This window comes from uncultured Blautia sp. (assembly GCF_902497045.1).
Taxonomy (GTDB): domain Bacteria; phylum Bacillota; class Clostridia; order Lachnospirales; family Lachnospiraceae; genus Blautia_A.
In genome coordinates this window covers 1-6,162 of the sequence record NZ_CABVDF010000173.1, presented here as the reverse complement: position 1 = coordinate 6,162, position 6,162 = coordinate 1, and the positions used below count along the sequence as shown (strand labels likewise).

Annotated in this window: 5 protein-coding genes and 1 other annotated feature; all 5 genes read right to left on the bottom strand. The window is 45.9% G+C overall.

Translation table 11 applies throughout. The annotated features are described in order from the left end of the window. Nucleotides 1-75: 75 nt before the first annotated feature. Nucleotides 76-324, bottom strand: a binding site (T-box leader). A 46-nt stretch (nucleotides 325-370) separates the two neighbouring features. Genes RDS42_RS11340 through polA form a run of 5 tightly spaced genes read right to left on the bottom strand, consistent with a single transcriptional unit; the run spans nucleotide 371 to nucleotide 6,110 of the window. After that, the gene (locus RDS42_RS11340; RefSeq protein ID WP_308783766.1) at nucleotides 371-1,735 is read right to left on the bottom strand and encodes a PFL family protein; all 1,365 of its coding nucleotides are present in this window, start codon (nucleotides 1,733-1,735) and stop codon (nucleotides 371-373) included. 45 nt (nucleotides 1,736-1,780) lie between these two features. Next, a complete protein-coding gene (locus tag RDS42_RS11335; RefSeq protein WP_308783765.1) occupies nucleotides 1,781-2,053 on the bottom strand; it encodes an ACT domain-containing protein in 273 nt (90 codons plus the stop codon). Between the two features lie 15 nt (nucleotides 2,054-2,068). Then, nucleotides 2,069-2,866: an MBL fold metallo-hydrolase gene (locus RDS42_RS11330; protein WP_308783764.1), complete on the bottom strand. Its 798-nt coding sequence runs from the start codon at nucleotides 2,864-2,866 to the stop codon at nucleotides 2,069-2,071. Beyond that, nucleotides 2,863-3,453, bottom strand: a complete 591-nt coding sequence (coaE, locus tag RDS42_RS11325; protein ID WP_308783763.1) for a dephospho-CoA kinase — start codon at nucleotides 3,451-3,453, stop codon at nucleotides 2,863-2,865. Before coaE ends, RDS42_RS11330 begins: the two co-directional genes overlap by 4 nt. A gap of 17 nt (nucleotides 3,454-3,470) precedes the next feature. Further along, nucleotides 3,471-6,110 (bottom strand): DNA polymerase I, encoded by a 2,640-nt coding sequence (polA, locus tag RDS42_RS11320; RefSeq protein WP_308783762.1) that lies wholly within the window; start codon nucleotides 6,108-6,110, stop codon nucleotides 3,471-3,473. Nucleotides 6,111-6,162: the final 52 nt, after the last annotated feature.

The window sequence follows — 6,162 nt, the reverse complement described above, 5'->3', positions numbered from 1 at the left end:
GTTTTTCGGATCAACGAAAAACTTCACAATGTAAAACAGGGCCTTGCCCTAACAAAAAAACCGCCTCAAGCTAATGCTTGAGACGGTAATAATTTCTTATTATCGCGGTACCACTCAAATTGACAAAATGTCCACTTTCTCATGTACAAACATACACTCCTGATTGGTAACGGGTTCGGTTCCCGTCAGCGCCTACTCTCTGATAAAATGATTTCGGGCCGCCCTCGGAAGGCCATTCGACATCCTGCTTCATACGGGATTCCACCATGCCCCGCTCTCTGTAATGATACAAAAATGTTTACTCTTCTTCCTCATCGGTTTTGTTGTTTTATACTTTAGCACATGAAATCGCTGTTGTCAACCTAGTATTTTAATTTTTAAAGCTGTGGATCGGAGCCGGAATTCTTCCGCCGCGGTCAACAAATGCCTCGCAGGAGAAAGAGTTCACCGGCATGATCGGCGCATATCCCAGAAGTCCGCCGAATTCTACAGTTTCACCAACGCCTTTGCCGATCACAGGGATCACACGCACAGCCGTTGTCTTCTGGTTGATCATTCCAATGGCCGCCTCATCTGCTATGATACCGGAGATAGTAGATGCCTTTGTATCTCCCGGAATAGCGATCATATCCAGTCCTACGGAGCAGACACAGGTCATTGCTTCCAGTTTTTCCAGAGAAAGCGCTCCAAGATTTACCGCATCGATCATTCCCTGGTCTTCACTGACCGGAATAAAGGCACCGCTTAATCCGCCTACTGCTGCGGAGGCCATAACGCCGCCTTTTTTTACCTGATCATTCAGAAGGGCAAGAGCTGCTGTTGTCCCCGGAGCTCCCACTCTCTCAAGTCCAATCTCCTCAAGGATTTCTGCCACACTGTCTCCAATAGCCGGAGTCGGTGCAAGAGAAAGGTCTACAATACCAAACGGAACTCCAAGACGTTTAGATGCTTCCCTGGCCACCAGCTGACCTACACGGGTAACCTTAAAGGCTGTTCTTTTGATCATTTCACAAAGAGTTTCAAAATCCTTGCCGCGTACTTTCTGAAGTGCAGTCTTTACAACACCCGGTCCGCTGACTCCTACATTGATAATGCAGTCTGCTTCTGTCACTCCGTGGAAAGCGCCTGCCATAAACGGGTTGTCGTCCGGCGCATTACAGAACACAACCAGCTTGGCACAGCCAAGGGAGTCCTGATCTCTGCTTGCTTTTGCAGTTTCCAGCACAATCTCACCCATCAGCTTCACCGCATCCATATTGATGCCGGTTCTGGTAGATCCTACATTTACAGAGCTGCATACACGCTCGGTAACAGCAAGAGCCTGGGGAATAGAACGGATCAGAAGCTCCTCTGCGGGAGTCATTCCCTTGCTTACCAGAGCAGAATAGCCTCCGATGAAGTTTACGCCTACTGTTTTTGCTGCCCGGTCCAGAGTTTTTGCAATGGAAACAAAATCCTCAGTGGAACGGCAGGCTGCTCCGCCTACCAGTGCAACAGGAGTAACAGAAATACGCTTGTTCACAATAGGAATCCCGTACTCCACTGCAATCTTGTCACCGGTTTCTACCAGATCTTTTGCATATTTTGTGATCTTATTGTAAATATTTTCGTTTACCTTTTCCAGATCGCTGTCGATACAGTCCAGAAGGCTGATTCCCATGGTGATGGTACGAACGTCAAGGTTTTCCTGTTCGATCATCTTATTGGTCTCATTTACTTCAAACATGTTAATCATAGGTTCATGTCTCCTTATACTTTCAGTAGTCCTAACAGGTCTTTTTTAGATTCTGTGCATCTTGTTAAAGATGTCCTCATGCTGGCAGTGGATCACGACGCCGATGCTGTCCCCCAGGTCGTTCAGCTCTCTTGCAAGGGATGCGCTGTCTTTTGCAGATGCACTGGTATCTGTTACCATCATCATATTGAAATAACCCTGTACGATAGTCTGGGTAATGTCAAGAATGTTTACGTTGTTGTCTGCCAGATAGGTACATACCTTTGCAATAATTCCTACTGTGTCATTTCCTACTACTGTGATGATTGTTTTTTTCATGGTATTTGATCCTTTCTATACGGTAACTGCCTCGGAAGCAAAGTCCCGTTTCGCCACCTGAATTTTAAAATCCTTTGATTTGTAAGGGTTGTCTCCCAGTGTTACCTCTGAGCAGACTGTTTCATAAGCCAGCTCCTCGTAGTTGTTTTCTCTGCTTAAATGCCCCAGGAAGATTGCTTTCATATTGTCATGAAGGAGTCTGCACAGAAGTCTTCCTGCATTTTCATTGGAAAGGTGTCCCCTGTCTCCCAGAATCCTCTGTTTCAGGTAATATGGATATTTCCCCACCTGAAGCATGCGAATATCATGATTTGCCTCCAGAAGCAGAGCGTCCAGATCCTGCAGATTTTCGATAATATAATCATTATATTTCCCAAGGTCTGTAGCGATCCCCACCGAATGCGCTCCGCATTCCAGGCGGTATCCCACCGGCTGGGCTGCGTCATGAGATATGGTAAAGGGCTTCACCTTCAGATCCTTGATAAGGAAAGGTTCGTCTTCTCGTATTTCATGGAAGATTCCTTCCGGAATCTTTCCCAGAGATCCGGAGCGGACCATAGCGTCCACGGTTCCGCCGGTGGCATAAATAGGAATCCCGTATCTCCGTGCGATCACTCCCAGTCCTTTGATATGATCGGAGTGCTCATGGGTGATCAGTATCCCGTCAATATCTCTTCCTGTAAGCTCCAGACTGTTCAGACCGGTTTCCATCTTTTTTCCGCTGATGCCGATATCCACCAGAACATGGGCGCATTCTGAACCTACATAAATGCAGTTACCGCTGCTTCCGCTGGCTATGCTGCAAAGTCTCATAGTTTATTTATCCCTTCTTCTATCTGTCTGTATGTGTCCTGCGGACATCCGTTGTTTTCTATCACATAGTCTGCATGAGAAAAAAAGAACTCTTCTGATGCCTGACTGGCAATAATATTCTCTGCCTTTTCACGACTGTAACCTCTGCTGGCCATGAGACGGCTGATGCGGATTTCTTTGTCTGTATGCACATACCAGATCTTATCACAAAATGCGTCATAATGATCTTCCAGAAGAAGTGCAGCCTCAACAACGAAGAGTTTACAGCCTTTTTCCCTTTCTTCCTGTATTTTTTCCAGTATCCGGGACTTTACCGCCGGATGAACGATCCCGTTTAATTTCTGACGCATTTCCTCATTACAGAATACTACATCAGAAACCCTCTTCCGGTCAATGGTTTTGTCATTTTTTGTCACTTTTTTTCCAAACAGCTCCACTATCTGAGCATAACACCTCTCTCCAGGCTCCATGACCTGATGTCCGACCTGATCCGCCTGTACGACACAGGCGGACAAATGCTCTTCCAGATAATTCAGGACTGTACTTTTTCCTGCGCCTACACCGCCGGTCAGTCCAATAACCTTCATATGATTCCGTTCTCCTGTCATTTGGCCTCGTACCAGCTTTCTCCCTGATGCATATCTACCTCAAGTTCTACGGCAAGCTGTGCCGCGCCTTTCATTTCTTCCTGAAGGATCCTGGAAACCTCCGGGATCTCATCCTTTTTGGTTTCTATAAGAAGCTCATCATGAACCTGAAGCACCAGACGGGACTGCAGTCCTTCTCTGTTCAGTCTTTCGTAAACACGATTCATGGCAATTTTGATGATATCTGCAGCAGTTCCCTGGATCGGGGAATTCATTGCCACACGTTCTCCAAAAGATCTCTGCATAAAATTGCTGGATTTCAGTTCCGGAACCGGGCGTCTTCTTCCAAACATAGTGGAAACATAGCCTTTTTCTTTTCCATCCTCTACCATTCCGTCAAGGAAATCCTTGATCCTCGGATAAGATTCAAAATATTTTTCGATATAATCTGCCGCTTCCTTACGGGTAATGCTCAGATCCTGGCTTAGTCCAAAAGAACTGATTCCGTAAACAATACCAAAGTTTACTGCCTTTGCATTTCTTCTCTGAAGATCTGTCACCTGATCAAAAGGAATATGGAACACCTGAGAAGCAGTAAGTCTGTGGATGTCCTGCGCCTCCCTGTATGCCTGGATCAGCTTTTCATCCCCGGACATATGAGCCAGCACACGCAGTTCAATCTGCGAATAGTCTGCATCCAGAAATACATATCCCTCCTCCGGTACAAAAACCTTGCGGATCAGCCGTCCCAGTTCCATACGGACAGGGATATTCTGAAGATTTGGTTCTGTGCTGCTGATACGTCCTGTAGCTGTAATAGTCTGATTAAAGGTGGAATGAATCCTTCCATCCTTTTCGATCACAGCGCCCAGTCCGTCTGCATAAGTGGATTTCAGCTTTGTAAGCTGTCTGTATTCCAGGATATCGCTGACGATCGGCTGCTCCGGCGCAAGCTTCTCCAGAATATCTGCAGCTGTCGAATAGCCGGTTTTTGTCTTCCTGCCTCCGGGAATTCCCATTTTTTCAAACAGGATCACCCCCAGCTGTTTGGGAGAGTTGATATTAAATTCTTCTCCCGCTTTCTCATAAATCAGTTGCTCCAGTTCCTGTATCCTGATGCTGAGTTTTTCTCCATAAGCCTTTAATTCTTCTCCTTTTACCCGGATGCCCCATTTTTCCATAGAGTCCAAAGTAAATACCAGCGGAAGCTCAATCTCTGTATAAACCTTCCACATGCCGCTTTCCTGAAGAGCATCCTGTACCGGTTCTCTGGCAGCTAAAACTGTAAAAGCCTCATAACAGGCAAAAATGCCCAGTTTTTCTGAGGAGGCTTCCCATGCCTTTGCAAAGGTCATTTTTCCCAGAAGTTCTTCTCTGGAAGGAAGGCTTATTCCATTCAAGTACTCTCTGGCAATATCCTCATAAGTATACGAGGATTTCAGGGGATTCAAAAGATACGCCCCAATCCCCATATCAAACACCTGCGAAGTATCTTTAAGATCTGTATGTTTTAACAAAGCTTTTATATCCATAGCAGAGATCCTGACATGATTCCCAAGATCTGACAGCTTGCTGCAAAGATATTCTCCAGTCATAAGCCCTTCTGCCGGAAGGTAATAGATCTCATCTTTTTCCAGCGCCAGACCCAGACCATACACCTGATCTCTGTCCGCGATCAAAGATGTGCCAATATATGTTTTTTCTGCCGCTTTGGCAAAAAGCTTCTCTGCCCCGCTCAGGTCAGCACAGGTAAAAAAGCTCTGTTCCATAGTGCTTTCCGGCGCCGCCTTTGTGTCAAAACGTCCCAGAAGATTTTTGAATTCCAGACGCCTGCAAAGCTCGTAGGCCTCCGGTGTATAAAGATTTCCAAGTCTTGCCTCCTCATAGGAGTATTCCAGAGGACTTTCTGTATTGATAGTTGCCAGAGTTTTGCTGAGAACTGCCATATCATAGTGATCCCTCAGAGATTCCCGGGCTTTATTTGGCTTAACCTCCTCCAGATGGTCATGAGCATTTTCGATAGAACCATACTGGACGATCAGTTTGGTGGCTGTTTTTTCTCCCACGCCTGGAATACCTGGGATATTGTCAGAGGAATCTCCCATCAAAGCCTTCAGTTCAATGATCTGGGGTGGTGTCACCTGATATTTCTCGATCACCTCTTTTGTATGGAAATCTTCAATGGTGGTTTTACCCCGTGAAGTTTTTGGCAGGCGAATCAGAACCTTGTCTGTAGCAAGCTGGAGAAGGTCCCTGTCTCCGGAAAGAATGGTTACATCCATTCCCTGAGCCTCGCTTCTTCGGGCAAGAGTACCAAGAAGATCATCTGCCTCGTATCCGCCCATGGAAACGGTTTTTACTCCCATAGCAGTCAGCATTTCTCTCATCAGAGGAACCTGCTCTACCAGTTCGGAAGGCATTCCTTTACGGGTTCCTTTATAAGCGTCAAATATTTTATGCCGGAATGTAGGCTCATGAAGATCAAAAGCCACTGTCAGATAATCCGGTTTTTCCTCCTCCAGTATGCGGAACATAATATTCAAAAACCCATATACTGCTCCCGTATGCTGACCCTCCGAATTTGTCAGATCCGGAAGTCCGTAAAATGCACGGTTCAAAATACTGTGTCCGTCGATCAGTAAAATTTTTTCGCTCAAATCCATGTCCTCCTGCTGTTGTCTTTTACCAAAATCTTTTTATTTCAAAAAA